Annotated in this window: 21 protein-coding genes and 1 pseudogene; 15 read left to right on the forward strand and 7 right to left on the reverse strand. The window is 66.6% G+C overall.

From position 1 onward, the window contains the following. A partial coding sequence (locus I7S92_RS23550; RefSeq protein ID WP_197641424.1) for an integrase core domain-containing protein occupies positions 1-132 on the forward strand: 132 nt, incomplete at its 5' end. Here I7S92_RS23550 and I7S92_RS19635 read toward each other — a convergent pair. Then, positions 129-938, reverse strand: a pseudogene (locus tag I7S92_RS19635) (IS5 family transposase). The gene I7S92_RS23550 and the pseudogene I7S92_RS19635 overlap by 4 nt on opposite strands. Positions 939-1,195: 257 nt before the next feature. Here I7S92_RS19635 and smc point away from each other — a divergent pair. The 7 genes from smc (at position 1,196) to I7S92_RS19665 (ending at position 10,994) form a co-directional block, all read left to right on the forward strand. Next, the gene (smc, locus tag I7S92_RS19640) at positions 1,196-4,651 is read left to right on the forward strand and encodes a chromosome segregation protein SMC (RefSeq protein ID WP_197647212.1); all 3,456 of its coding nucleotides are present in this window, start codon (positions 1,196-1,198) and stop codon (positions 4,649-4,651) included. 359 nt (positions 4,652-5,010) lie between these two features. Next, the gene (locus I7S92_RS23395) at positions 5,011-5,136 is read left to right on the forward strand and encodes a hypothetical protein (RefSeq protein ID WP_277922984.1); all 126 of its coding nucleotides are present in this window, start codon (positions 5,011-5,013) and stop codon (positions 5,134-5,136) included. 84 nt (positions 5,137-5,220) lie between these two features. Beyond that, positions 5,221-6,471 carry a sarcosine oxidase subunit beta family protein gene (locus tag I7S92_RS19645; protein ID WP_197647213.1) on the forward strand — a complete coding sequence of 417 codons (1,251 nt, stop codon included), beginning with the start codon at positions 5,221-5,223 and terminating at the stop codon, positions 6,469-6,471. A gap of 12 nt (positions 6,472-6,483) precedes the next feature. Then, entirely contained in the window at positions 6,484-6,768 is a 285-nt protein-coding gene (locus tag I7S92_RS19650) for a sarcosine oxidase subunit delta (protein ID WP_197647214.1), read from the forward strand. Continuing rightward, positions 6,765-9,707, forward strand: a complete 2,943-nt coding sequence (locus I7S92_RS19655) for a sarcosine oxidase subunit alpha family protein (protein WP_197647215.1) — start codon at positions 6,765-6,767, stop codon at positions 9,705-9,707. Before I7S92_RS19650 ends, I7S92_RS19655 begins: the two co-directional genes overlap by 4 nt. Continuing rightward, the gene (locus I7S92_RS19660; protein WP_197647216.1) at positions 9,700-10,263 is read left to right on the forward strand and encodes a sarcosine oxidase subunit gamma; all 564 of its coding nucleotides are present in this window, start codon (positions 9,700-9,702) and stop codon (positions 10,261-10,263) included. Before I7S92_RS19655 ends, I7S92_RS19660 begins: the two co-directional genes overlap by 8 nt. Before the next feature lie 71 nt (positions 10,264-10,334). Beyond that, on the forward strand, positions 10,335-10,994 hold the full coding sequence (locus I7S92_RS19665; RefSeq protein ID WP_242070300.1) for a helix-turn-helix domain-containing protein: 660 nt from the start codon (positions 10,335-10,337) through the stop codon (positions 10,992-10,994). 51 nt (positions 10,995-11,045) lie between these two features. On the opposite strand, the gene I7S92_RS19670 is transcribed toward I7S92_RS19665, so the two are convergent. The 6 genes from I7S92_RS19670 to I7S92_RS19695 are packed head-to-tail and all read right to left on the reverse strand — an operon-like array spanning position 11,046 to position 14,289. Continuing rightward, positions 11,046-11,321 carry a hypothetical protein gene (locus I7S92_RS19670; RefSeq protein ID WP_197647217.1) on the reverse strand — a complete coding sequence of 92 codons (276 nt, stop codon included), beginning with the start codon at positions 11,319-11,321 and terminating at the stop codon, positions 11,046-11,048. Beyond that, positions 11,318-11,989 (reverse strand): hypothetical protein, encoded by a 672-nt coding sequence (locus I7S92_RS19675; protein ID WP_197647218.1) that lies wholly within the window; start codon positions 11,987-11,989, stop codon positions 11,318-11,320. Before I7S92_RS19675 ends, I7S92_RS19670 begins: the two co-directional genes overlap by 4 nt. A 45-nt stretch (positions 11,990-12,034) precedes the next feature. Beyond that, positions 12,035-13,471: an APC family permease gene (locus I7S92_RS19680; RefSeq protein ID WP_242070301.1), complete on the reverse strand. Its 1,437-nt coding sequence runs from the start codon at positions 13,469-13,471 to the stop codon at positions 12,035-12,037. Beyond that, positions 13,471-13,641 (reverse strand): hypothetical protein, encoded by a 171-nt coding sequence (locus tag I7S92_RS19685; RefSeq protein WP_197647219.1) that lies wholly within the window; start codon positions 13,639-13,641, stop codon positions 13,471-13,473. Before I7S92_RS19685 ends, I7S92_RS19680 begins: the two co-directional genes overlap by 1 nt. Before the next feature lie 9 nt (positions 13,642-13,650). Then, positions 13,651-14,028 carry a hypothetical protein gene (locus I7S92_RS19690; RefSeq protein WP_197647220.1) on the reverse strand — a complete coding sequence of 126 codons (378 nt, stop codon included), beginning with the start codon at positions 14,026-14,028 and terminating at the stop codon, positions 13,651-13,653. Between the two features lie 3 nt (positions 14,029-14,031). Further along, positions 14,032-14,289 (reverse strand): hypothetical protein, encoded by a 258-nt coding sequence (locus I7S92_RS19695; protein WP_197647221.1) that lies wholly within the window; start codon positions 14,287-14,289, stop codon positions 14,032-14,034. Positions 14,290-14,554: 265 nt separating this feature from the next. Between I7S92_RS19695 and I7S92_RS19700 the strand changes: the two genes are divergently transcribed. The 7 genes from I7S92_RS19700 to I7S92_RS19730 all read left to right on the forward strand — a co-directional run bounded on the left by I7S92_RS19700 (position 14,555) and on the right by I7S92_RS19730 (position 23,111). Then, a complete protein-coding gene (locus I7S92_RS19700) occupies positions 14,555-15,451 on the forward strand; it encodes a class II glutamine amidotransferase (RefSeq protein WP_197647222.1) in 897 nt (298 codons plus the stop codon). Positions 15,452-15,455: 4 nt separating this feature from the next. Next, entirely contained in the window at positions 15,456-16,145 is a 690-nt protein-coding gene (locus I7S92_RS19705; RefSeq protein ID WP_197647223.1) for a GltB/FmdC/FwdC-like GXGXG domain-containing protein, read from the forward strand. Positions 16,146-16,153: 8 nt separating this feature from the next. Next, on the forward strand, positions 16,154-17,482 hold the full coding sequence (locus tag I7S92_RS19710) for an FMN-binding glutamate synthase family protein (RefSeq protein WP_197647224.1): 1,329 nt from the start codon (positions 16,154-16,156) through the stop codon (positions 17,480-17,482). Between the two features lie 53 nt (positions 17,483-17,535). After that, positions 17,536-18,843: a type III glutamate--ammonia ligase gene (glnT, locus tag I7S92_RS19715; RefSeq protein WP_197647225.1), complete on the forward strand. Its 1,308-nt coding sequence runs from the start codon at positions 17,536-17,538 to the stop codon at positions 18,841-18,843. 231 nt (positions 18,844-19,074) lie between these two features. Continuing rightward, positions 19,075-19,488, forward strand: a complete 414-nt coding sequence (locus I7S92_RS19720) for a universal stress protein (protein ID WP_197647226.1) — start codon at positions 19,075-19,077, stop codon at positions 19,486-19,488. A 182-nt stretch (positions 19,489-19,670) separates the two neighbouring features. Then, positions 19,671-21,014, forward strand: a complete 1,344-nt coding sequence (locus tag I7S92_RS19725; protein WP_197647227.1) for a trimethylamine monooxygenase — start codon at positions 19,671-19,673, stop codon at positions 21,012-21,014. A 312-nt stretch (positions 21,015-21,326) separates the two neighbouring features. Beyond that, positions 21,327-23,111, forward strand: coding sequence for a trimethylamine N-oxide permease (locus I7S92_RS19730; RefSeq protein WP_197647228.1), 1,785 nt, complete (start codon positions 21,327-21,329; stop codon positions 23,109-23,111). Positions 23,112-23,188: the final 77 nt, after the last annotated feature.

The following is a 23,188-nucleotide window of genomic DNA, read 5'->3' on the forward strand; positions in this document are numbered from 1 at the left end:
CCCACATCCGACGCGAGAAACGCCGATCTGCCGCGCTGGCTTGACTGGTTCAACCGATCAAGACCACACTCCGCACTCAACCGAACGCCTCCCCTCTCAAAGGTGAACGACCTCGTAAGAACTCACAGCTAGGTCACCGACTCATAATCTCGCAACCAGGATACGGATTGAGGCGAGTCGGATGAGGTTGAGGAAGTTGTCGTCGTGCTTTTCGTAGCGTGTGGCGATGGCTCTGAACTGTTTGACCTTGCTGAAGAAACGTTCAATGTGGTTGCGCCTTTGGTAAGCCTTCGGGTCGAAGGCGGGGGTTGGGTTGCGGCGTGCCAGCGGCTTGATCTGGGCGATGGCCCCGCAGGCGGCGAGCTTTTCACGCAGGGCGTTCTGGTCGTAGCCGGCATCGGCGAGCAGGGTTTGTCCCGCTTGCAGGGTGCCGATCAGGCCAAGACCGGTGTTGCCGTCATGGGCCTGCCCGGCGGTCAGATGCAGCGTGACGGGTCGCCCCTTCGCGTCGGTGACGGCGTGCAGCTTGGTCGTCAGTCCGCCACGCGAACGCCCCAGTGCGCGGGCTCGAAGGTCAGCCACCGGGGCGGGGCCGGGGCCGTCCGCACCCCCCTTTTTGCGTTGCCACCATGCGGATGAACGCGGATCGTGGTGCTATCGATTGATTGCTCCGACCCGTCATAAGCCACTGATACAGCCTTGAATATCTTCTCCCAGACGCCAGCACGGCTCCAGCGGACGAACCGGTTGTAGCAGGTTGTGTGCGGCCCGTAGCGCTCGGGAATCTCGGCCCAGGGCGACCCAGTCCGCAGCCGCCAGTAGATCCCGTTCAGAACCCGCCGGTCATCCACCCGTGGCACCCCGCGAGGCTTGTTCGGCAAGAGCGGTTCGATGATCGACCACTCGAAATCCGTCAACTCATAGCGTCGCAGAGCCATGTAACCACCTCATGTCGAGGAAAGTGAATCACGACACCAGTTCCAGAGCTAGCAATTTATGAGTGCGTGGCCTAGGCTGGTCCGGGGCAATGGTGCGCTGTAGCGCACCCTACGGGGAAACGACGCGTGGGGATGGTGCGCAGCCTATGGGCAACATCTTGGGGGCAAGGGGCGGGGATCGGCCAGATGCTGGGGGGTCGGGTTGACTTTGGCCGGGTGGGGCGGGAACATCGGGCTTTGCGACTCGTGAGTGTGCCTTGCGCCTGACCCGCCTGCGCCTGAACGGCTTCAAGAGCTTTGTCGACCCCACGGATCTGCTGATCCACGAGGGGTTGACCGGCGTGGTCGGGCCCAATGGCTGCGGCAAGTCGAACCTGCTGGAGGCGCTGCGCTGGGTGATGGGGGAGAACCGCCCCTCGGCCATGCGGGGCGGGGGCATGGAGGACGTGATCTTCAACGGCGCGGCCACCCGGGGGGCGCGGCATTTCGCCGAAGTGGCGCTGGTGATCGACAACCAGGACCGGCTGGCGCCCTCGGGCTTCAACGACGCCGACCAGATCGAGATCGTGCGGCGGATCACGCGCGACGCGGGCTCGGCCTATCGCGCCAATGCCAAGGAGGTGCGGGCGCGCGATGTGCAGATGCTGTTCGCCGATGCCTCCACCGGCAGCCATTCCCCGGCGCTGGTGCGGCAGGGGCAGATTTCCGAGCTGATCAACGCCAAGCCCAAGGCGCGCAGGAGGGTGCTGGAGGAGGCGGCGGGGATCTCGGGCCTTTATGCGCGGCGGCACGAGGCGGAGCTGAAGCTGGCGGGGGCCGAGCAGAACCTCTTGCGCGTGGATGACGTGCTGGAGCAACTGGCGCAGCAGCTTTCGGTGCTGACCCGACAGGCGAAGCAGGCGGCGCGCTACCGCGAGATCTCGGAGGAGCTGCGGAAGGCCGAGGGGATGCTGCTCTGGCGGCGCTGGCGCGAGGCGGATGAGGCGCGCTCGGCGGCCGAGGGCGCGTTGCGCGAGCGGCTGATCGCGCAGGGCCAGGTCGAGGCGGCGTCGCGCGGCGCGGGCAAGGCGCGCGAGGCGGCGGAGGATGCGCTGCCGCCGAAGCGGGAGGAGGAGGCGATCGCCAGTGCGATCCTGCAGCGGCTGGTGTTGCAGCGCGATGCCCTGGGCGACCAGGAGGCGCGGGCGCTGGCGCAGATCGACGCCCTGCGCGGCCGGATCGAGCAGCTTTCCCGCGACATGGAGCGCGAGGCGGGGCTGAACCGCGATGCGGGCGAGGTGATCGGGCGGCTGGACTGGGAGATCGAACAACTCGCACGGGCGCATGACGGGCACGAGGAGAAGCTGGCCGAGGCAGTGGAAGCGGCGCGCGAGGCGGGGGCGGTGTTGTCCGAGCGCGAGACGATGTTGTCGGAGCTGACCGAGGACGCGGCGCGGCTGGCGGCGCGGCATCAGTCCTCGCAGCGGATGCTGGCGGATGCGCGCGCGGTGCTGGAGCGGGCCGAGGGGCAGGCAGCGGCGGCGCGCGAGGCGGTGGCGGGGGCTGCGGGCGCGCTGGAGGCGGCGGGCGAGGCCTTCGAGGCGGCCGAGGAGGCGCAGGAGGCCGCTGTCGCCGAGGGCGAGGCGACCGAGGCGGCGCTGGAGGCGGCCGAGGCGGCGCGGGCGGAGACGCAGGGGCGCGAGGCCGAGGCGCGGGCGGCGCGGTCCTCGGCCGAGGGCGAGGCCAATGCGCTGCGGGCCGAAGTCGCGGCGCTGGCGCGGCTGGTGGAGCGCGAGGCGCAGGCCGGGCACCAGCTCCTGGACCGGCTGGAGGTGGAGCCGGGCTACGAGAAGGCGCTGGGCGCGGCGCTGGCCGACGACCTGCGCGCGCCCGAGGTCGGAGCCGAGGCGCGGTCGGGCTGGGCGGTGCTGCCGGGTTATGCGGAAGTGCAGGGGCTGCCCCCGGGCGCGGAGCCGCTGGCGGCACGGGTGAAGGCGCCGGAGGTGCTGGCGCGGCGGCTGTCGCAGATCGGGCTGGTTGCCCGCGCGCAGGGCTTTGCCTTGCAGGCCGGGTTGCGGCCGGGGCAGCGGCTGGTTTCCGTCGAGGGCGACCTCTGGCGCTGGGACGGGTTCCGGGCCGGGGCGGAGGATGCCCCCAGTGCGGCGGCGCTGCGGTTGCAGCAGTTGAACCGGCTGGTGCAGTTGAAGCGCGACCTTGAGGAGGTGGCGGCGCGGGCCGATGGCGCGCGGCAGGCGCATGAGGCCTTGCAGGCGCGGCTGGCGGAGCTGGCGACGGCGGATGCGCGGGCGCGCGAGGCGCGGCGGGCGGCGGATGCGCGGCTGGCCGAGGCGAACCGGGCACTGGCACGGGCCGAGGCGGACCGTTCGATCGCCGGCGGCAAGCTGGAGGCGGCGAAGCTGGCGGTCGGGCGGTTCGAGGACGAGGCGATGGCGGCGCGGGCCCGGCTGAAGGAGGCCGAGGCGGCGGTGGCGGAGCTTGGCGACCTCGATGCGGCGCGGGGGGCGGTGGAGGGCGCGAAGATCACCGTCGAGGCGGCGCGGATCACGATGATGACCCGCCGCTCGGCCCAGGACGAGGTCCGGCGCGAGGGCGAGGCGCGGGTGCGGCGGCGGCAGGAGGCGATGAAGGAGCTGTCGGGCTGGAAGCACCGGCTGGAGACGGCCGCGCGCCGGACCGAGGAGCTGACGGAACGCCGGGCCGAGACCGAGGAGGAACTGGCCGAGGCGATGCTGGCGCCGGAGGAGATCGCGGCCCGCCGGGACGAGCTGGTGGAGGCGATTGCCGAGGCCGAGGAGCGGCGGCGCCGCGCGGCGGATGCGCTGGCCGCGGCCGAGGGCGCGCTGCGCGATGCGGCGATGGCCGAACGCGAGGCGGAACGGCTGGCGGGCGAGGCGCGGGAGGCGCGGGCGCGGGCCGAGGCGCGGCTGGATGCGGCGCGCGAAGGCGTGGCGCTGGCGGCGGAGCGGATCGCCGAGGACGGGGAGATGACGCCGGACGAGCTTCTGACCTCCTTGCGCACCGATCCCGACCGGATGCCGGATGCCGAGACCCTGGACCACGACGTGAGCCGGCTGAAGCGCCAGCGCGAGGCGCTGGGCGCGGTGAACCTGCGGGCCGAGGAGGATGCGCGCGCGGTCGAGGCGGAATACGACACTCTGGCCGGGGAAAAGACCGACCTCGAGGAGGCGATCAAGAAGCTGCGCGCCGGAATCGCCGGGCTGAACAAGGAGGGGCGCGAGCGGCTGCTGACGGCGTTCGAGCAGGTGAACGCGAACTTCTCGACCCTGTTCACCCATCTCTTCGGCGGTGGCGAGGCCCGGCTGGTGCTGGTGGAGTCGGACGATCCGCTGGAGGCGGGGCTGGAAATCCTGTGCCAGCCGCCGGGCAAGAAGCTGGCGACGCTGTCGCTTCTGTCGGGCGGCGAGCAGACCCTGACCGCGCTGGCGCTGATCTTCGGCGTGTTCCTGGCGAACCCCGCGCCGATCTGCGTGCTGGACGAGGTCGACGCGCCCTTGGACGATGCGAACGTCACCCGGTTCTGCGACCTGCTGGACGAGATGACCCGGCGCACCGAGACCCGTTTCCTGATCATCACCCACCACGCCGTGACCATGGCCCGGATGGACCGCCTGTTCGGCGTGACGATGCAGGAGCAGGGGGTGAGCCAGCTGGTTTCGGTGGACCTGAAGAAGGCCGAGGCTCTGGTCGCGTAAGGCCCGGTTAACCCTTCCTCACTACCCCTGTTCCCGCCGCAATCCCTTGCGGTGAACGGAGGTGAGGAAGCTGGAGGAAAGAAGCTACCGGAAGTGGATGGTGGCGATTGCGGCGGCAACGCTGCTGGTTGCGATCATCCGCCTTCTGATCGGGGGCTGACCCTGAAATGAAGGAGGCCCGGCGGAGTTACAGCTCCGCCGGGCCGTTTTCAAGGTGAGGACCCTGAAGGATCGTTGCTACCGATGCCAGAATAATGCGGAGTCCTTGCCAAACTGTAAAGGGGAATCCGCGCGGGTGGTTAATCGGTTGGCAAGCAGAATCGGGCAGAACGGGGCGTGAACAAAACCCGAGGCCCGCCATGCACTCCCTGCTCACCTCGCTTACCATCCTTGTCCTTGCCGGCATTGCCCAGGCCGAAGTCAACGACCGGCTGGCCGGTTGGGACCCTTTCGCCGCGATGACGGCCGGAGCGCCCGGGGACTGAGTCAGAAACGGATGATCCGATGGCGAAAACGGATGCGTTTTCGGCCCGGCCTGAGCCTAGAAGAGGGCAAACAGGAGGTCGGGCGTGCGCTATTCGGGATTTCGGGTCATTGCCGAGGCACTGACAGGCCACAAGGGGTGGAAGCCGGTCTGGCGCGACCCCGAGCCGCAGTCGGAATATGACTATATCATCGTGGGCGGCGGCGGGCATGGCCTGGCCACCGCCTATTACCTTGCCAAGGAATTCGGCCAGGCCCGCATCGCGGTGCTGGAGAAGGGCTATCTCGGCGGCGGCAACGTGGGCCGCAACACCACGATCATCCGCTCCAACTACCTGCTGGACGGGAACGAGCCGTTCTACGAGTTCAGCCTGAAGCTCTGGGAAGGGCTGGAGCAGGATTTCAACTACAACGCGATGGTCAGCCAGCGCGGGATCATGAACCTGATCCATACCGACGCGCAGCGCGACGCCTTCACCCGGCGCGGCAATGCGATGATCATGCACGGGGCCGGCGCGCGGCTTCTGAACCGCGACGAGGTCAGGGCGATGTACCCCTGGCTGAACTTCGACGACGCGCGATTCCCGATCAAGGGCGCGCTGGCGCAGCCGCGCGGCGGCACGGTGCGGCATGACGCGGTGGCCTGGGGCTATGCCCGCGGCGCGGACATGCGCGGGGTGGACCTGATCCAGAACTGCGAAGTGACGGGCATGCGGATCGAGAACGGCCGCATCAAGGGGGTCGAGACCAACCGCGGCTTCATCGGCGCGAAGAAGGTCGGCGTGGCGGTGGCGGGCTCTTCGTCCAAGGTCATGGCCCATGCCGGGATGCGGCTGCCGATCGAGAGCCATGTGTTGCAAGCCTTTGTTTCCGAAGGGCTGAAGCCGCTGATCGACGGCGTCATCACCTTCGGCGCCGGGCATTTCTACGTCAGCCAGTCGGACAAGGGCGGCCTGGTCTTCGGCGGCGACATCGACGGCTACAACTCCTACGCCCAACGCGGCAATCTGCCGGTGATCGAGGACGTGGCCGAGGGCGGCATGGCGCTGATGCCCGCCATCGGGCGGGTGCGGCTGTTGCGCACCTGGGGCGGGATCATGGACATGTCGATGGACGGCTCGCCGATCATCGACAGGACCCATGTCGAGGGGCTCTATTTCAACGGCGGCTGGTGCTACGGCGGCTTCAAGGCCACGCCGGCGAGCGGCTGGTGCTTCGCGCATCTGATGGCGAAGGACGCGCCGCATCCGACCGCCACGGCCTATCGCTTCGATCGTTTCCTGAAGGGCCGGATGATCGACGAAAAGGGCCAAGGCGCCCAACCGAACCTGCACTGAGGACGTAAGCGAATGATCATTCACCATCCGATCCTCGGACCGCGCGATGCGCAGGAATTCGTCTATCTGGGCGATGCAAGCCTGATGGACCGGCCCGACGGCATGACGGCGGGCATCGAGGAATTCCACGAATACCTCTACCAGCGCGGGAACCCGGCGGGGGAGCATCGCGAGCTTTGGTACCATGAGCAGGGCGACAGGTCCTGGCTGGTGGTGACGCGGAACACCGTGACGCACGAGATCACGAAAGTCGAACTCGCGCGGGATGTGGCAAGGGCCAAGGGGCGGTCGAAATGACGCAATCGCATCGGATCAGCGGCGGGCAGGTCGACCGCACGAAGACGGTCCGCTTCACCTTCGACGGCATCCCCTACCAGGGGCATCCGGGGGATACGCTGGCCTCGGCTCTCCTGGCGAACGGGGTGCGGCTGATGGGCCGCAGCTTCAAGTACCACCGGCCGCGCGGGCCGATCTCCTCCGGCTCGGAGGAGCCGAACGCGCTGGTCGAACTGCGCACCGGCGGGCGGCAGGAGCCGAACACCCGGGCCACGGTGGTGGAACTGTTCGAGGGGCTGGACGCCCGCAGCCAGAACCGCTGGCCCAGCCTGCGCTTCGACGCCATGGGGATCAACGACCGCTTCAGCACCTTCTTCGCGGCCGGCTTCTACTACAAGACCTTCATGTGGCCGAAGTCCTTCTGGGAGAAGATCTACGAGCCGATCATCCGCCGCGCGGCGGGCCTCGGCTCGGTCACGCGGCAGGAGGATCCGGACGAATACGACAAGGGCTTCCTGCATTGTGACCTCTTGGTGATCGGGGCCGGTCCTGCGGGCCTGATGGCGGCGCTGACCGCAGGCCGCGCGGGCAAGCGGGTGATCCTGGCGGATGAGGATTTCCGCCTGGGCGGCCGGCTGAACGCCGAGACCCATGCGGTCGGCCAGGCTTCGGGCGCAGACTGGGCCGTGGCGGCGGTGGCGGAACTGGCCGCGATGCCGAACGTGCGGCTGATGACGCGGACCACGGTCATGGGCGCCTTCGACCACGGCATCTATGGCGCGGTCGAGCGGGTGAGCGATCACCTGCCGGTGCCCGCGAAGGGCAAGCCGCGGCAGGTCCTGTGGCGCATCTACGCCGGGAAGGCGATCCTGGCGGGCGGCGCGACGGAACGTCCGATCGCCTTCGAGAACAACGACCGGCCCGGCGTCATGCTGGCGGGCGCGCTGCGCGCCTATGCCAACCGCTGGGGCGTCAAGGCGGGTGAGCGGGTCGCCGTCTTCACCAACAACGACGACGGGTTGCGCACGGCGACCGACCTTATGGCCAGGGGCGTTGACGTGGTCGCGGTGATCGACAGCCGCGAGGGCGGCGAGCTGATCCCCGGCGTCCGGCATCTGCGCGGGGCCGAGGTGATCGACAGCTCGGGCAAGCTGGGGCTGAAGACGATCACGGTGCGCCAGTCAAACGGCAAGACCGAGGACATCCGCGTCGATGCGCTGGGCGTCTCGGGCGGCTGGAACCCGAATGTGAACGTGCATTCGCATCATCGCTCGCGCCCGGTCTATGACGCCGGGATCGCGGCCTTCGTGCCGGGCGAGGACGGGCCTCCGGGCCTGTCGGTGACGGGTGCGGCGGCGGGTGTTCTCTCGACCCATGGCGCGCTGCGCACGGGCCGCGATGCGGCGATGGCGGCGCTGGGCCTGACCGGCGCGGCGCCGGACCTGCCCGAGGCCGAGGATGCGCCGGTGCGCGTCTCGCCGCTGTGGTTCGTCCATCACGGCAAGGGCCGGGCCTGGATCGACCAGCAGAACGACGTCACGGTCAAGGACGTCAAGCTGGCGCACAAGGAGAACTTCACCAGCGTCGAGCATCTGAAACGCTATACCACGCTGGGCATGGCGACCGACCAGGGCAAGACCGGCAACGTGCTCGGCCTCGCGGTGATGGCCGAGCTGACGGGGCGCTCCATCCCCGAGACCGGGACCACGATCTACCGCCCGCCCTATACTCCGGTTGCGATGGGCACGCTGGCGGGCCGGTCGCGCGGCAAGGAGTTCAAGCCCTTCCGCCTGACCCCCAGCCACCACTGGGCCAAGGAGCAGGGCGCGGTCTTCGTCGAGGTCGGCAACTGGCTGCGCACGCAATGGGTGCCGAAGGCCGGCGAGACCGAATGGCGGCAGTCGGTGGACCGCGAGGTGCTGGCGACGCGGAAGTCCGTCGGCATCTGCGACGTGACCACCCTCGGCAAGATCGACATCCAGGGCACCGATGCCGGGGAATTCCTGAACAGGGTCTATGCCAACACGTTCAGCACGCTTGCGGTCGGCAAGTGCCGCTACGGCCTGATGCTGCGCGAGGACGGGATCGTCTTCGACGACGGCACCACGGCGCGGATGGGCGAGAACGAATATGTCATGACCACCACCACCGCCAACGCGGTCACGGTGTTCCGGCATCTGGAATTCTGCCGCCAGGTGCTCTGGCCCGAGATGGATGTGCAGCTGATCTCCACCACCGAGGCCTGGGCGCAGTTCTCGGTCGCGGGACCGAATGCGCGGAAGCTCCTGGAAAAGGTCGTGGACCAGGACATCAGCGATGCTTCCTTCCCCTACATGGGGGCGGCGAACATCACCGTCTGCGGCGGCCTGCGGGCGCGGCTGTTCCGGATCAGCTTCTCGGGCGAACTTGCCTATGAGATCGCGGTCCCGACCCGTTATGGCGACGCGCTTCTGCGCGAGATGCTGGCGCGGGGGGCCGAGTTCGATCCCATCGTCTATGGCACCGAGGCCCTGGGCGTGATGCGGATCGAGAAGGGCCATGTCGCGGGCGGCGAGTTGAACGGCCAGTCCACGGCGCTGAACATGGGCCTGGGCAAGATGGTGTCGAAGAAGAAGGACTCCATCGGCATGGTGCTGAGCCAGCGCGAGGGGATGGTGCAGGAGGACGGCTATCGCCTGGTCGGCGTCAAGCCGGTCGATCCCAAGGCCGCGCTGACCGCCGGCAGCCATTTCCTGGAAAAGGGCGCGGCGGCGGTGGCGGCGAACGATGGCGGCTGGCTGACTTCGAAGGTCTATTCGCCGCATCTCGGCTGCGACATCGCGCTGGGCTATCTGAAGGGCGGCGACAAGAAGATCGGCCAGCGGATGCGGATCGTGAACCTGCTCGCCGGCCTGGATACCGAGGTCGAGATCATCTCGCCCCATATGTTCGACCCGGAAGGAGAACGTCTCCGTGGCTGACGCATTGAAAGCAATGACCGCCTTCGGCCTGCGCGAGCCGAAGCAGGTGAAGATCGGCGCCCTGTCGATCAAGGAGTTGACCGACGTGGCGCTGGCCTCGGTCGCGGCGCGCAAGGGCCGGATGGCGGATCTGTCGCGGGCGGCGGCGGCGGCGGGTTTGCCGCTGCCGGGGCCTTCGACGCATGCGCCGGGCGATCCCTACAGCAGCTTCTGGGTGGCGCCCGAGATGTGGCTGGTCGAGGCCCCCTTCGCCAGCCACGAGCTGATCGCCGACATGCTGCGCGCGGCACTGGGCGACGGGGCATCGGTCACCGAGCAGACGGATGCCTGGGTCGGCTTCGACCTGACGGCCGATGACCTCACCGCGCTGATGCAGCGGCTGTGCAACGTGGACTTCGCCATGGCCCCCGATGGCCATGCCACCCGCACGGTGATGGAGCATCTGGGGGTCTACCTGATCAAGCGGGGCAAGGGCGCGGCGCGGGTCTACGGGCCGCGATCCTCGGCCGAAAGCCTGCTGCATGCGGTGGAGGCGGCCGCAGTCGCATTGGCCTAGGTGATTTTCCCGTTGCGAAATGTGTTTCCTTGTAGTGAAATTATAAGTATCGGTTTCACCGGGAGGCGCAATTGTCCGACATCGACGCCAGCATCACCCTGCCACGCGGCAAGCCTGCCTTCGAGCAGGACCCGCACCGCATCCGCGAGATCAGCGAGCGCAACCTCGAGGCCGCCATCGGCCGCGAGGTGCGCAACTTCCGTCGCCAGCAGGGAATGACGGTGGCCGACCTGGCCACGGTCACCGGCCTGTCGATCGGGATGCTGTCGAAGATCGAGAACGGCAACACCTCGCCCAGCCTGACGACGCTGCAGGTGCTGAGCCATGCCTTTTCTGTCCCCGTGACGGCCTTCTTCCGCAGCTATGAGGAGCGCCGCGAGGCGCAGCATGTGAAGGCGGGCGAGCATCTGGAGATCGAGCGGCGGGGCACCCGGGCGGGGCACCAGTATCACCTGCTGGGCCATATCGGCTCGAACAACTCGGGCGTGGTGGTCGAGCCCTACATGATCACCCTGACCAAGGAGAGCGACACTTTCCCGACCTTCCAGCACGGCGGGCTTGAACTGCTGTTCATGCTGGAGGGCGAGGTGGATTATCGCCATGGCGAACAGGTCTATCCGCTGAGGCCGGGCGACAGCCTGTTCTTCGACGCGGATGCGCCGCATGGGCCGGAGGTGCTGGTCAAGCTGCCGGCGCGGTATCTGTCGGTGATCTCGTATCCGCAGGGGTAAGGGCTGCTCCTCGTGCGACTTCGTCTTCTCGTCGCGCGCCGGGGGACGACGTTATCGAGGAGCGTTGCCGTGATCCCAGACCGCGCGGCGGATGCGGGCGGTCTTGTAGGCGTCCAGCATTGCCATGGCCCAGACGAAAAGCCCGCCCGAGACCTTGCCCACGAAGCTTACATCCGGCGCGGCGGTCTTCAGGGTGAAGGCCCCCAAGAGGACCGCGAAGCAGACGAAGACCAGCCCGCGCACCGGCTGGCGGTTCAGGACCTGGCCCATGCCGGGCAGGATCAGCGCCACGGCCAGGACGAGGCGGGGGTTCAGCGGCTGTTTCATTCCTGGTCCTTGGTCAGGGCGATCACATCCCCGCGCAAGGCGGCGAGCCTGTCGAGCAGCGGGGCGATTCGGCGCGGGGAAAGCGGGGTGCGGCCCATCTCGGCCTCACGGAAGATGAGGAAGCGGCCGCGGTCGGCCTCTTCCCCCAGAAGCACGATGCGCAGGCCCCTGGGCGAAATCACCAGCTCCTTGACCTGGGGATCGTCGAAAAGGGTGGCGTGCCGGTCAAGCAGCTCGGCCGGGGGCGGGGCGCCCTCGGCCCGGATCGCCACCTCGGCGGGCAGGCCGGGCAGGGCGGGAAGCGAAGTGCGCAGTGCGGCGAACCGGGTGAAGGGCTCGTTCCCCGAGGGGCGGGCCATGAGGTCGATCGTGCCGGAGAGCGGCAGGGGCTCGGGCAGGGTGAGCATGACCCAGAGCGCGGGAAGCTTGCGGAAGGTCAGCGTGTCGGGGACGGCCTGGAGGTCGAAGGCGAGACCCTCCCGGCGGCCGGTCATGCGGGGAAAGCCGGTCGGCTGCACCCGTGTCTCGCCGCCCTCGAACAGGGGTTTCAGCGCGTCGAAATAGCCGGCGCGGCTGGCGGCGCGGAGACGGGATTCGATGATGAGGCGGTAGCCGAGCCAGAGGGCCAGCAGGGCGAAGGCAAGGCCGAGGGGAATGAGTGGGGACATCTGTCTGGAAATGGCCCGCGCCCCTGGGGGCGCGGGCCTTCTGCCTCAATAGCCCTTGGGCTTCGGCCAGGGCATGGTGAACTGCGCCCCACGGTTCACGAAGCGATAGCGCCAGAAGTGGAACCAGAGCGAGACGATGATGTAGAAGCCGATCATCGCCACCAGCTGGGTCCCGTAGCCCAGGAACACCGCGAAGAAGGTCACGCCGCAGATGCCCAGCAGCGTGAAGGCGGGGATCGGGTGGAACGGATGCTCATAACCGCGCTTGATCGTGTCCAGCGGCCACTTGCGGCGGAACAGGATGATGTTGAGCGGCATGAAGGTATAGCCCAGGAGGCCCGAGAGGATCGAGAAGGTGATCACCTGGTCCAGCGGCGCGCCAAGGGCGAAGATCAGCGCGATGGGAACCAGGAACACGATCGAGCGGTAGGGCGTGCGGTATTTCGGATGCACGGCGCCGAACCAGCCCGGAAGATACTTGTCGCGGCCCATGGCGAACCAGGCCCGCGAGGCGTCGTTGATGCAGCCGTTGGCCGAAGCCAGCGTCGCGAAGAGGGTGCCGAAGCCCAGAAGCCAGACGAGCGCCGTCGAGCCCGAGAGGCGCGCGGTGTCGAACAGCGGGGCGACCGAGCCCGAGACGCCGTCGCCAAGGTATTCCCAGGGCAGCACGCCCGAGCACATGAACCAGGTCAGGGTCGCGGCGATCAGCAGCGTCATGATCCCGGCCAGCGTGCCGAAGGGCAGCGAGCGGGCGGGCGAGCGCACTTCCTCGGCCGCCTGGGTCGTGCCCTCGATGCCAAGGTAGTACCACAGGCCGAAGTGCATCGCCGCCAGCACGCCGATCCAGCCATAGGGGAGTTCGTGGCCCTCGAAGAGCGCCGCATGCTCCATGATCCCGCCGCCCAGCACGCCGGAGGTCGAGAGGAACAGGGTGATGATCGCGATGAAGGCGATGGCGGTGATGACCAGGTTGAAGGTCAGCGTCGCCAGCACGCCGCGATAGTTCAGCCAGGCGAGGAAGGTGATGACCAGGATGATGAAGGGCCGTTGGTCAAGCTCGGCCTCGTGTCCGGTCATCGAGGCCACGACCGAGAACAGGTAGCCCGCGGTGATCGCGTTGGCGGCTTCCAGCATGGTATAGGCGAAGACGAGGTAGAGGCCGACGTTGAAGGCCATCAGCGGGCCGATGATGTGCTTGGCCTGGGTGTACTGGCCACCGGCCGAGGCGACGGTCGAGGTGACCTCGGAGTCGATCATTGCGACGCAGGAATAGAGGATGCCTGCGAACCAGCAGGCGATCAGCGCGGCAAAGGCGCCGCCCTTGCCCACCGAGAAGTTCCAGCCCATGTATTCGCCCACAAGGACGATTCCCACGCCGAGCGCCCAGACATGCGCCGGGCCGAGGACGCGCAAAAGGCCCACCTTGGTGCCGTGCGGCCCCATGCCGTCCATGGTTTGCGAGGTGATGTCGATGTCGGTCATCAGTGCACCTTGTGCTCTTCGGCCATGGCCTCAAGCTCGCCTTCGCGCGAGGAGGTCAGGACATCTTCGGAATAGGTGCTGTCGGTTCTCAGCCAGTCCACCAGGATGTGCAGGCCGAACAGGGCGGAAAGCCCCCAGGCCGCGTATTCGAGATAGCTCCACAGGTCCATGGTCGCCCCTTACTTGCCGAATTTTTCAGAGATGACCTCGCGATACTCGGATTCCGAGAACCGCAGGATCAGGAAGTAGTACAGCACGATGACCAGGATCATCACGAGCAGCGCGCCGACCGAGAAGCTGTAGTCGAAGCGCGCCAGGATCAGGTCGTGGGCGGTCTCGGGCGTGAAGCCGAGCGCCTCGTACTTGGCGGCCTGGGCGGCGTTCTGGCCGAGGGCTTCCCAGGTCGGGTTCTCGACCGGGCTGGCGACGGTCTTGGCCGCGCCGGCGAGGTTCAGCCAGAGCGGCACGAAGAGCGAGCCGACCGTCAGCACGACCAGGACGACGACGTCGAACAGCTGGCTGGCCTTGCCCTGTTTCGGTGGGATGTAATGTGCCATCCGTCAGCCCCTTCTGCCCTTGGCTTCGTCAAGGAACTTGATGTCGATGCCGTACATGAAGTCGCGGTCCTCGCGGTAATGGCGCAGCATGGCCAGGATGGCTGCGGTGTTGAACAGCAGCACGATCGCCCCGCCGATCAGCAGCAGCGTGCGCGCCGTGCTGTTCGGCGCCAGGTCCCAGGTGGCGATCGCGACGAAGATGACGGCAAACCAGAGGCCGACCACGAACGCCCATGCCACCAGCACGTCACGTTTGTGCATCGCCTCAATCCGTCGATTAAGGTCACTCACAGTTTCCTCCCTTTGGGCTGTTGGTTCGCCGCCCCCAGACGCAGCCCGACGTCGTCCCTGTGCGGCAAATTTGTTTTCCGAAGGGAAAGCCACCTGTGACAATCTGTCAAGAAAAACCGCAGGAATATGGGAGAGCCAGATCGTTTTCTCGTGACGTGAAAAAAAGTTTCTTACCAGTTGATGCGTGAGAGTCGTGGTGCTAGCGTCATCGTCATCACGCAGAGGAGACGAATCCATGTGCGGCATCGTAGGACTGTTCCTGAAGGACCCGAAGCTGGAGCCCAAGCTTGGCGAACTGCTGACGGACATGCTGATCACTATGACCGACCGCGGACCCGACAGCGCCGGGATCGCGATCTATGGCGGGGCGAAAGACGGGCTGGGAAAGATCACCGTCCAGTCGGCAACCCCCGACCAGGACTTCAAGAACCTGGACGGAGACCTGCATGACGCCATCGGCCAGCCGGTGGCGATGCTGGTGAAATCCACCCATGCGGTGCTGGAAGTGCCGCTGGACCAGCTTGACGCGGCGCGCTCGGCGCTGGCGCATCTGCGCCCCGGCATCAAGGTGATGAGCGCGGGCGACTCGATCGAGATCTTCAAGGAAGTCGGCCTGCCCAAGGACGTGGCGGCCCGCTTCGAAGTCGCGAAGATGCAGGGCACCCATGGCATCGGCCATACCCGCATGGCGACCGAATCGGCCGTGACCACCATGGGCGCGCATCCGTTCTCGACCGGGCCGGACCAGTGCCTGGTGCACAACGGCAGCCTCTCGAACCACAACGGCCTGCGCCGCGAGCTGGTCCGCAAGGGCATGACGTTCGAGACCCAGAACGACACCGAGGTCGCCGCCGCCTATGTCAGCCAGAAGCTGAAGGAAGGCGAGGACCTGGGCAAGGCGCTGGAATCGGGGCTCGAGGACCTGGACGGTTTCTACACCTTCGTCGTCGGCACCAAGAACGGCTTCGGCGTGGTGCGCGACCCGATCGCCTGCAAGCCTGCCGTCATGGCCGAGACCGACGAATATGTCGCCTTCGGTTCGGAATACCGGGCGCTGGTCAACCTGCCGGGCATCGAGAACGCCCGCGTCTGGGAACCGGAACCCGCCACCGTCTACTTCTGGGAGCGTTGAGAGAATGCAGAGCTTCGACCTGGGGAAGGAAGGCCTTCGCGCCCTCAACTCCTCGCTGCACGCCCTGAAGGGCCAGACCAACATGACCGACTGGGAGGTCATCAACCCCAAGGGCGCGCATGCCATCGCCGCCGGGGTCGACGCTCCGGTCGACATCACGGTGCGCGGCTCCACCGGCTATTACTGCGCCGGGATGAACAAGCAGGCCACGATCCGGATCAAGGGATCGGCCGGTCCGGGCGTGGCCGAGAACATGATGTCGGGCACCGTCATCGTGGACGGCGACGCCAGCCAGTATGCCGGCGCGACCGGCCGTGGCGGCCTGCTGGTCATCAAGGGCAACGCGGCGAGCCGCTGCGGCATCTCGATGAAGGGCATCGACATCGTGGTGCATGGCAACATCGGCCACATGTCCTGCTTCATGGCGCAGTCGGGCAACATCGTCGTCCTGGGCGACGCCGGTGACGCGCTGGGCGACAGCCTCTACGAGGCGCGGCTCTTCGTGCGCGGTTCGGTCAAGTCGCTGGGCGCCGACTGCATCGAGAAAGAGATGCGGGACGAGCACTACGCGATCCTGGAGGACCTGCTCCGTCGCGGCGAGGCCGACCACAAGGCCAAGCCCGAGGAGTTCCGCCGCTACGGCTCGGCCCGGAAGCTGTACAACTTCAACATCGACAACGCTGCGGCATACTGAGGCAAACGATGAGCGATTTTCCCCATACCCCGCCGCGCTACTCGGCCACCTTTACTCCGGCGATCAACGCCGAGATCCGCCGCGCGGCTGCCTCGGGCATCTACGACATCCGCGGCGGCGGCACCAAGCGGCACCTGCCGCATTTCGATGACCTGCTGTTCCTCGGCGCCTCGATCAGCCGCTATCCGCTGGAAGGCTACCGCGAGAAATGCGCGACCGACGTCTGGCTGGGCACCCGCTTCGCCAAGAAGCCGATCCACCTGGACATCCCGGTCACCATCGCGGGCATGAGCTTCGGCGCCCTCTCGGGCCCGGCGAAGGAAGCCCTGGGCCGCGGCGCCAGCGAGGCCGGCACCTCGACCACCACCGGCGACGGCGGGATGACCGAGGAAGAGCGCGGCCATTCCAAGACGCTGGTCTACCAGTATCTGCCCAGCCGCTACGGCATGAACCCCGATGACCTGCGTCGCGCCGATGCGATCGAGGTCGTGGTCGGCCAGGGCGCGAAGCCCGGCGGCGGCGGCATGCTTCTGGGCCAGAAGATCAGCGACCGCGTGGCGATGATGCGCAACCTGCCCAAGGGCATCGACCAGCGCTCGGCCTGCCGTCACCCGGACTGGACCGGCCCGGATGACCTGGAGATCAAGATCCACGAGATCCGCGAGATCACCGACTGGGAAAAGCCGATCTACGTCAAGGTCGGCGGCGCGCGTCCCTACTACGACACCGCGCTGGCGGTGAAGGCCGGGGCCGACGTCGTGGTTCTGGACGGCATGCAGGGCGGCACCGCGGCGACGCAGGACGTGTTCATCGAGCATGTCGGCATGCCGATCCTGGCCTGCATCCCGCAGGCGGTGAAGGCGCTGCAGGACCTGGGCATGCATCGCAAGGTGCAGCTGATCGTCTCGGGCGGCATCCGTACCGGCGCCGACGTGGCCAAGGCGATGGCGCTTGGCGCCGACGCGGTGGCGATCGGGACCGCGGCGCTGGTGGCGCTGGGCGACAACGATCCGAATCTGGAAGCCGAATACCAGAAGCTCCAGACCACGGCCGACGCCTATGACGACTGGCACGAGGGCAAGGACCCGGCCGGGATCACCACCCAGGACCCGGAGCTGTTCAAGCGCTTCGATCCGGTCCTCGGCGGTCGCCGGCTGAAGAACTACCTCAAGGTGATGACGCTGGAGGCGCAGACCATCGCGCGGGCCTGCGGCAAGAACCACCTGCACAACCTGGAACCCGAGGACCTGTGCTCGCTGACCATCGAGGCGGCGGCGATGGCGGGGGTTCCCCTGGCTGGCACCAGCTGGATACCGGGACGGAACGGCGGCTTTTAAGCCGCCGTTTCCTTTTCCCAAAATTAGAAAAGACGACAGGGAGTTGATCAGAAATGTCGAGAGACCTTGCCAAATGGGCCAAGGAAAAGGGCGTCAAGTATTTCATGGTATCCTTCACTGACCTTGCGGGGGCCCAGCGCGCGAAGCTGGTTCCCGCGGCAGTGATCAACAACGTGGTGGAGGGCGGCGCCGGCTTCGCCGGCTTCGCGGCGGGCTTCGTGGTCACGCCGGCCCACCCCGACACGCTGGGGATGCCGGACCCCGAGGGTGCGATCCAGTTGCCGTGGAAGCCCGAGGTGGCATGGGTTCCCGCCAACTGCACCATGGAGGGCGAGGAACTGGCCCAGGCGCCGCGCAACGTGCTGCGCCGCCTGGTTGCCGAGGCCGCCAAGGAGGGCATCCGAGTCAAGACCGGCGTCGAGCCCGAGTTCTTCCTGCTGGCCCCGGAAGGCGACAAGGTCGCCGACCCCTGGGACTGCGCGAAGAAGCCCTGCTACGACCAGCAGGCGATCATGCGCCGCTATGACATGATCGCGGAAGTCAGCAACTACATGCTCGACCTCGGCTGGGAGCCCTACCAGAGCGACCACGAGGATGCGAACGGCCAGTTCGAGATGAACTGGAAATACGACGACGCGCTTCAGACCGCCGACAAGCTGCAGTTCTTCAAGTTCATGTTGCGCTCGGTCGCCGAAAAGCACGGGCTGCGCGTGACCTTCATGCCGAAGCCCTTCCTGCAGCTGACCGGCTCGGGGATGCATGCGCATATCTCGGCCTGGAGCATGGACGGCAAGGAGAACGTCTTCTTCGATCCGAACGGCGAGCTGGGCCTGTCGCAGAAGGGCAAGCACTTCCTGGGCGGGATCATGAAGCATGCCAGCGCGCTGGCGGCGATCACCAACCCGACGGTCAACAGCTACAAGCGGATCAACGCGCCGCGCACCTCCTCGGGCTCGACCTGGGCGCCGAACACCGTCACCTGGTCGGGCGACAACCGCACCCATCTGGTGCGGGTGCCGGGCAAGGGACGGATCGAGCTGCGGCTGCCCGACGGGTCGGCCAACGCCTATCTGATGCAGGCGGTGATCGTGGCGGCGGGCCTGGACGGGATCCGCAGCAAGGCGGATCCGGGCAAGCGACTGGACATCGACATGTACCAGGAAGGCCACAAGGTGAAGAACGCGCCGAAGCTGCCGCTGAACCTGCTGGACGCGCTGCGCGCCTATGACAAGGACAGCACGCTGAAGTCGATGATGGGCGAGGATTTCTCGCGCGCCTATCTCGAGGTCAAGCAGCGCGAATGGGACGCCTACAGCTCGCACCTGTCGACCTGGGAAGTCGAGAACACGCTCGACTGCTGAGCCCGGCGTCCGCAGATCGGACCAGGGATCGGCGCGACCGACGCCGACCCGACGATGTTACCCCTGTCCGGCAACGGACCTTGACCCCCGACTGGCCCCGGAGAAATCCGGGGTCCCTGTTTTTAAAAGGCTTTTGCCGTAAACAAGAGGAGTGTTGATGCAGGTCAAGGCAAACCTGCCCGTTTGATGACATCATTCACACATGGAAAAGCGGAAGGAAGGGTGCAGGCGATGACGAAGAAGATCCTTTGCCCGGTCGATGGTTCCGACCATTCGGACGTCGGTCTGGTGCAGGCTGCGGAACTGGCCAAACTGACCGGGGCGCATCTGACGATCTGTGCGGTTAATCTGGCCGTGGGCGGCGCACGTGGCCCGACCATCAACCAATGGACCGACGAAGAGGCCGAGGCGCTTCTGGCCAAGGCCGAGGAGAAGGCGAGGGCGGCCGGGGCGACCGACATCGGCTCGGCGGTGGTGATCTCGCGCGCGGCCGGACAGGCGATCATCGCCTATGCCGAGGAGTTGGGCGCGGATCAGATCGTGATGGGGACCGGCGACAAGCGCGGCGTCAAGCGGCTGGTGCTGGGCTCGGTCGCGGCGGAAGTGGCCGGCCAGGCGGGTTGCACCGTTACCGTTGCGAGATAACGAGTGCCCTGCCAGAATTTCCGGCGGAAGGTATGAGTAGGACCCCGGAAGGCGAGAGCCTTCCGGGGTCTTGCCTTTTCACCTTCGGGAAGAAGATTTGACACACACGCAACTTTGCTTTTACGTTGCCGGCAAGACGGCGACGAATTGCCGCAGCCAATCCAACTTCCCGGAGGTATCACATGAAGAAGAGAGTCGCCGTCATCGGAGCGGGCCCGTCCGGGCTGGCGCAGCTGCGCGCGTTCCAGTCGGCAAAGGCGAAAGGCGAGGACATCCCCGAGATCGTCTGCTTCGAGAAGCAGTCGAACTGGGGCGGCTTGTGGAACTACACCTGGCGGACCGGCCTGGATGAGCATGGCGAGCCGGTGCACTGTTCCATGTACCGCTATCTCTGGTCCAACGGACCGAAAGAGGGCCTTGAGTTCGCCGACTACTCCTTCGAGGAACATTTCGGCAAGCAGATCGCCAGCTACCCGCCGCGGGCGGTGCTGTTCGATTATATCGAGGGCCGGGTGAACAAGGCCAAGGTACGCGACTGGATCCGCTTCTGCACCACCGTCCGCATGGTCAACTACAACGAGGACAAGGGCAATTTCACCGTCACGGTGCATGACCTGAAGGCCGACCGGATGTATTCCGAGGAGTTCGACAACGTGATCGTGGCCTCCGGCCATTTCTCGGTGCCGAACGTCCCCGAATACCCCGGCTTCGACAAGTTCAACGGCCGTGTCCTGCATGCGCACGACTTCCGTGACGCACGCGAGTTTGCGGGCAAGGACCTGCTGTTGCTCGGCTCGTCCTACTCGGCCGAGGACATCGGGTCGCAGTGCTGGAAATACGGCGCGAACTCGATCACCGTGGCCTACCGCAACGCGCCGATGGGCTTCAAATGGCCCGACAACTGGAAGGAAGTGCCGAAGCTGGAGCGGGTGGACGAGACCACCGCCTATTTCGCGGACGGAACGTCCAGGAAGGTGGATGCGATCATCCTGTGCACCGGCTACAAGCACCATTTCCCGTTCCTGCCGGACGACCTGCGGCTGAAGACGGCGAACCGGCTGGCGACGGCGGACCTCTACAAGGGCGTGGCCTGGGTCCATAATCCGAAGCTGTTCTACGTCGGCATGCAGGACCAGTGGTTCACCTTCAACATGTTCGACGCCCAGGCCTGGTGGGTGCGCGATGCGATCATGGGCAAGATCGAGATCCCGACCGACAAGGCGGTTCTCTTGAAGGATGTCGAGGACCGGGTGGCGGGCGAGGACGCGGGCGAGGACGCGCATGACGCGATCCACTACCAGGGCGACTATGTGAAGGAGCTGATCGCCGAGACGGACTATCCGTCCTTCGACGTGGATGGCGCCTGCGAAGCCTTCTTCGAATGGAAGGACCACAAGAAGCAGGACATCATGGCCTTCCGCAACGATGCCTACCGCTCGGTCATCACCGGGACGATGGCCCCGATCCACCACACGCCCTGGAAGGACGCGCTGGAGGATTCGATGGAAAGCTATCTGCGCAACTGACGAAGCCGGCGCGCCGCGACCCTGCGGCGCGCCCCTTGCCCCCCTGCAGGCAGGCCCCGGAGCAGCGGCCAAACGCAGGGAAACAATTTTTCGTAGAATTAAAATATCTCTCGCCTTGAAGGCTGGACCGTGCTTTCCTTCCGCCATCGGGTCACGGGAAACGACCTGACCGCCCCCGGGACGAAGGAAAAACCGCGGATCTGCTGATCACGCACCACGTCCAGGCGGAACCGAAAACGCGAAGCGGACCATTGGGGCCATGCAGGAGGGCAGGGGCCGGATTCCTCCGCTTCTTCCAACAGGAGAGAGGGAATGACCACTGAAATAGGAACGGGCCAGATCGCCCGGGCGGCGGAACCCGGATCGGGCCAGATGGTCCGGGCGCTGAGCTGGCAGGGGGCCTTCTGGGTCGCCGCGGGCGTGCCGCCGCTGGTGCTGTTTTCGATTGGCGGGATCGCCGGGACCGTGGGGCAATATGCCTTCGTGGTCTGGATGCTGTCCATGCTCATGGGGTTTTCGCAAAGCTTCACCTATGCCGAGATGGCGGGGATGTTCGGCAACAAGTCGGGCGGCACCTCGGTCTATGGCGCGACGGCCTGGCTGCGCTACGGCAAGCTGATCGCGCCCCTGTCGGTCTGGTGCAACTGGTTCGCCTGGTCGCCGGTGCTGTCGCTCGGCTGCGCCATCGCGGCGGGCTACATCCTGAACGCGCTCTTCCCGATCCCCCTGGCCGAGAGCCAGCCGGTGCTGGACTGGGTGGCGGCGAACATCGCCAGCTACACCGCGGAAACGCAGTCGGTCGTCGACTACATGGCCGCGAATGCGGGCGTGACGGCCGAGGCGGCGATCCAGGCGGTTGCGGCATCGGACGGCGTTTCGGCGCTGACGCCCTGGTTCCGGGTCTACGAGGCGTTCCAGATCACCATCCCGGCGCTTGGCACGCTGCACTTCAACTCGACCTTCATCATCGGCGTCGCGCTGATGCTGATCATCCTGGCGATCCAGGAGCGCGGCATCGCCTCGACCGCCTCGGCGCAGAAATGGCTGGCGCTGGTCGTGCTGATTCCGCTGCTGCTGGTGGGTCTGGTCCCGATCCTGACCGGGTCGATCGACTGGATGAACGTCACCAACCTGACCCCGCCCAACGCGGGCGAGAATGGCGAGTGGAACATCGGCGGCTGGACCCTGTTCCTGGGCGGCATGTATATTGCGGCCTGGTCGACCTACGGCTTCGAGACCGCGGTCTGCTATACCCGCGAGCTGAAGGATCCCCGGCGCGACACCTTCCGGGCGATCTTCTACTCGGGCCTTCTCTGCATCGTGTTCTTCTTCCTGATTCCCTTCTCGTTCCAGGGCGTCATGGGCGAGACCGGGATGCAGGATCCGGGCATCGTCGAGGGCACCGGCGTCGGCGAGGCCCTGGGCAACATGATCGGCGGCGGGCCGGTGATCACCCAGATCTTCGTGATCCTGATGATCATCGCGCTGTTCCTGGCGATCATGACCGCGATGGCGGGCTCGTCGCGCACGCTCTACCAGGGATCGCGCGATGGCTGGCTGCCGAAGTTCCTCGGCACCGTCAACGAGCATGGCGCGCCGCGCAAGGCGATGTGGACGGATGTGGCGTTCAACATCTTCCTGCTGGCGCTGGCCTCGGATGCGGGGGGCTATTTCTATGTCCTCGCGATCTCGAACGTCGGCTATATCCTGTTCAACTTCCTGAACCTGAACGCCGGCTGGATCCACCGCCTCGACAGCGCCCATATGGACCGGCCGTGGAAGGCGCCGACCTGGCTGATCGGGCTGAACACCTGCCTGGCCTTCGTCAACGCCCTGTTCCTGGGCGCGGGCGCCAAGGTCTGGGGCTATGAGAACGCCCTGCTGTCGGGGGTGATCTTCGCCTCGTTCATCTTCCCGGTGTTCTGGTATCGCCACTACATCGTCGACGGCGGCAAGTTCCCGAAAGAGGCCTATGAGGATCTCGGCCTGCCCTATGGCGAGCTGGGTGAGCGCAAGGCGGGGATCCGGCCCTATCTGGCGCTGGTCGCCGGCGCCTGCGTCGTTCTCTGGGCGAACTGGTTCTTCGTCCTGCCGTGACGCTGCGCAAGAAGTGGGAAGGCCGCCCGGACCGGGCGGCCTTTTTCTTTCACGTTTGTTTTCCCATAAGAAATTTT

Origin of the sequence: Tabrizicola soli (assembly GCF_015999335.1) — a bacterium.
GTDB classification, from domain to species: domain Bacteria; phylum Pseudomonadota; class Alphaproteobacteria; order Rhodobacterales; family Rhodobacteraceae; genus Tabrizicola; species Tabrizicola soli.

What these genes read in the sequence shown, in the direction of transcription:
- I7S92_RS23395 (WP_277922984.1), top strand. Translation starts at nt 5,011, where the DNA reads ATGCACTCCCTGCTCACCTCGCTTACCATCCTTGTCCTTGCCGGCATT.
- I7S92_RS19650 (WP_197647214.1), top strand. Translation starts at nt 6,484, where the DNA reads ATGATCATTCACCATCCGATCCTCGGACCGCGCGATGCGCAGGAATTC.
- I7S92_RS19655 (WP_197647215.1), top strand. Translation starts at nt 6,765, where the DNA reads ATGACGCAATCGCATCGGATCAGCGGCGGGCAGGTCGACCGCACGAAG.
- I7S92_RS19670 (WP_197647217.1), bottom strand. Translation starts at nt 11,321, where the DNA reads ATGAAACAGCCGCTGAACCCCCGCCTCGTCCTGGCCGTGGCGCTGATC.
- I7S92_RS19675 (WP_197647218.1), bottom strand. Translation starts at nt 11,989, where the DNA reads ATGTCCCCACTCATTCCCCTCGGCCTTGCCTTCGCCCTGCTGGCCCTC.
- I7S92_RS19680 (WP_242070301.1), bottom strand. Translation starts at nt 13,471, where the DNA reads ATGACCGACATCGACATCACCTCGCAAACCATGGACGGCATGGGGCCG.
- I7S92_RS19685 (WP_197647219.1), bottom strand. Translation starts at nt 13,641, where the DNA reads ATGGACCTGTGGAGCTATCTCGAATACGCGGCCTGGGGGCTTTCCGCC.
- I7S92_RS19690 (WP_197647220.1), bottom strand. Translation starts at nt 14,028, where the DNA reads ATGGCACATTACATCCCACCGAAACAGGGCAAGGCCAGCCAGCTGTTC.
- I7S92_RS19695 (WP_197647221.1), bottom strand. Translation starts at nt 14,289, where the DNA reads ATGCACAAACGTGACGTGCTGGTGGCATGGGCGTTCGTGGTCGGCCTC.
- I7S92_RS19700 (WP_197647222.1), top strand. Translation starts at nt 14,555, where the DNA reads ATGTGCGGCATCGTAGGACTGTTCCTGAAGGACCCGAAGCTGGAGCCC.
- I7S92_RS19705 (WP_197647223.1), top strand. Translation starts at nt 15,456, where the DNA reads ATGCAGAGCTTCGACCTGGGGAAGGAAGGCCTTCGCGCCCTCAACTCC.
- I7S92_RS19710 (WP_197647224.1), top strand. Translation starts at nt 16,154, where the DNA reads ATGAGCGATTTTCCCCATACCCCGCCGCGCTACTCGGCCACCTTTACT.
- glnT (WP_197647225.1), top strand. Translation starts at nt 17,536, where the DNA reads ATGTCGAGAGACCTTGCCAAATGGGCCAAGGAAAAGGGCGTCAAGTAT.
- I7S92_RS19720 (WP_197647226.1), top strand. Translation starts at nt 19,075, where the DNA reads ATGACGAAGAAGATCCTTTGCCCGGTCGATGGTTCCGACCATTCGGAC.
- I7S92_RS19725 (WP_197647227.1), top strand. Translation starts at nt 19,671, where the DNA reads ATGAAGAAGAGAGTCGCCGTCATCGGAGCGGGCCCGTCCGGGCTGGCG.
- I7S92_RS19730 (WP_197647228.1), top strand. Translation starts at nt 21,327, where the DNA reads ATGACCACTGAAATAGGAACGGGCCAGATCGCCCGGGCGGCGGAACCC.